This is a genomic window from Pontiella sp. (genome assembly GCF_041622395.1).
In the GTDB taxonomy this organism is placed as follows: Bacteria; Verrucomicrobiota; Kiritimatiellia; order Kiritimatiellales; family Pontiellaceae; genus Pontiella.
The window spans coordinates 1-2,610 of record NZ_JBFJYW010000393.1 but is presented as its reverse complement, the minus strand read 5'-3'; the positions used below and the strand labels follow the sequence as shown (position 1 = coordinate 2,610).

Sequence of the window (2,610 nt, the reverse complement as noted above, 5' to 3'; positions counted from 1 at the left end):
CCCCGACCGAAGACGATCTGATGGGGTGGAAAACCACCAAGTCCGACCTCGACAAAAAAATCGCCAACGCCGAGGAATACATTGCCGACGTGCGCGCCGAGCAGGATCGGGTGGTGGAGGAGTTGCGCGACCTGTTCAAAACGAACGGGCTCGAGATTGCCACGCCCCAGGCCAAGCTGTTCCTCTCGCTCTCGAAGATGGAGGGCGAGGGCTATCTCGACCTTTGCGGCTTGTTCATCAACGTCAAGATGCTCTCCAACCAATTGGCCGAACAGATCCGGGCGGGCGAGGCCAACCCCGATGTGCTCAAGCGCTACTACGGCCTCTACGTCGTGCTGAACGACGCCATGCTGCTGGGATACCGCAACGTGCTCGATACGATCGACGGCGTCTATCTCGTCCGGGTCGACGAACTGGGCCGGCGGATGCTCCTCACGCAGAAGGAGACCGAAAGGCTGCTCCGGACCAACGGGCTTTCCGACAGCCAGAAGGCCATCTTGGAAGGAAACCTCGAAGCCCAGGGCCATTTCATCGAGGTGTGCGGCAAGGTGCAGGAATACATGCGCACCTCGCACAAGCGGCTGGGCGAGGAGGTGCAACGCCTTTCGGTGGATGTGGATGTCGCGAAAAACACCTACAAGACCGCCTGGGTCGGCGCCGAACTGCTCGATACCTTCGAGCAGTTCGAGACCTCCTTCAAGGAGCTGCGCGAACTGACGGTCGATCCCGTCATTCCGCTCAACGACCCCGCCATCATGAAGCAGTTCGACGACCTCACCGAAAAGCTTCGGCTGGAATAGAGCTACGCGAGCGAGCGTTCGCCGAGGTTTCCGTAGCGGTGGTAGTTTCGGCAGACGGCCTGCTCGTGGAAATACTGGAGCAGTTCGATGCGGCCTTCCATCATGACCGGCTCGCGGGCGATGTAGAAGCCCAGCTCGGCGGCGCGTTCGTAGACCACCGCCGGAACCCGGTCGGGCGCGGCGTAGCGGATGCCCTGCACCGAGCCCATCCGCGCGGCAACGGCGGCATCGTCTTCCACCACCACCTCGGAACCCTTCAGCATGAAGCGGCAATCCTTGCCGTTGATGAATTTCACCACGGCGTTGTCGAGCCCTTCCGGGAGGCTGAGGACCAGTTCGCAGCGCGCGGCCAGGGCGGCGGTGCAGCGGGCCAGCACCTCGAAGAGCGAATCGTCCGCATGCACGCGGACGAGCACCTTGCCGATCGGCAGGTAGCGGACGATGTTGTCCTGTCCGCGCAGGTGGAAATAATCTTTCTCCACGCCGAACTCCTGTTCGTAGTGGTGCAGATAGCTCAGCGTCGCGCGCGCGGCCTGGGTGAGGTCTTCGGCGTGTTCCGCCAACGATCCCCAGTGCACCCGCGTCTGCCAATCCTGCACGACGCGCATGAGGCGGTGGTCTTCGAGAATGCTTTGCTGCGGCGGGAGGGCGGTGTCCCGGATGTCCATGAACTGGGCCACATAGTTGGGCCCGCCCGCCTTGATGCCCGCGCCGAGGGCCGACTTGCGCATGCCGCCGAACGGCTGGCGCAGGACGATCGCGCCCGTGGTGCCGCGGTTGATATAGAGGTTGCCCGCGAGGATGCGCTTCTTCCAGTGCGCCTGCTCGCGTTGGTCGAGGCTTTCGAGGCCGGAGGTGAGGCCGTAGCCGGGTTCGTTGGCGAGGTCGATCGCCTCGTCGAGGTCGTTGGCGCACATGACGCCGAGGACGGGGCCGAAGAACTCGGTGGTGTGCGTGTAGCTGCCGCGCTGGACGCCCCACTTGATGCCGGGGCTCCAGATGTAGGGGTTGCCGTCGACGCACTCGGGCTTCAGCGCCCACTCCTCGCCGGGTTCGAGCTCGGTCAGCGCGCGCAGCAGATCGCCCGACGGCGGCTTGATGAGCGTGGCCATCTTGCTCTTGAAATCCCAGGCGGAACCCACGGCCCAGCTTTTCGCGGCGTCCACGAGTTGCGCTCGGAAGAGTTTGTCGTGGTAGAGCTCCTGGTCGAGAATCGCCAGCGAGGTCGCCGAGCACTTCTGCCCGCAGTTGCTGAAGGCGGAATGCACGATGTTGGCAATGGCCTGGTCGCGGTCCGACATCTTGGAAACGATGGTGGCGTTTTTGCCGCCCGTCTCGGCGGCGAGCTGGATGTCGGGGCGGCCGTTGAGCATCTCCATGCCGGTTTCGGTGCTGCCCGTGAGGATCACGCTGTGGACCGCGGGGTGGTTGGTCAGCGTTGGGCCGACGCTTGCGCCGGAGCAGGGAACAAACTGCAACACCTTCTTGGAGACGCCGGCGTTCCAGATGCATTTGCACAGCTCGTAGGCCACCAGCACCGCGTCGGAGGCCGGCTTGAAGAGCACGGTGTTGCCGGCGGCCAACATGGAGATGATCCCGCCGCATGGAATCGCGATCGGGAAGTTCCACGGCGAAATAACCAGTCCAACGCCCTTGGGCTTGGCCTCGATGTTTTCCATGTCGGCGAGCGCCTTGGCGGTGAAGGGGTAGTATTCGGCGAAGTCGATCGCTTCCGACACCTCGACGTCGGCTTCGCTGAAGATTTTTCCGGTGTTGACGGCCGCCGCGCCCATCAGGTCGCCACGGCTCT

At 63.6% G+C, this 2,610-nt stretch carries 2 protein-coding genes; one reads left to right on the top strand and one right to left on the bottom strand.

The window, feature by feature from the left end:
* Positions 1-800, top strand: an 800-nt coding sequence (locus ABYO54_RS15935; protein WP_372809219.1) for a hypothetical protein, incomplete at its 5' end; no start/stop codon positions are given.
* Positions 801-802: 2 nt separating this feature from the next.
* On the opposite strand, the gene ABYO54_RS15930 is transcribed toward ABYO54_RS15935, so the two are convergent.
* Positions 803-2,610 (bottom strand): aldehyde dehydrogenase family protein (locus ABYO54_RS15930; RefSeq protein ID WP_372809218.1); only part of this gene is annotated, 1,808 nt, incomplete at its 5' end.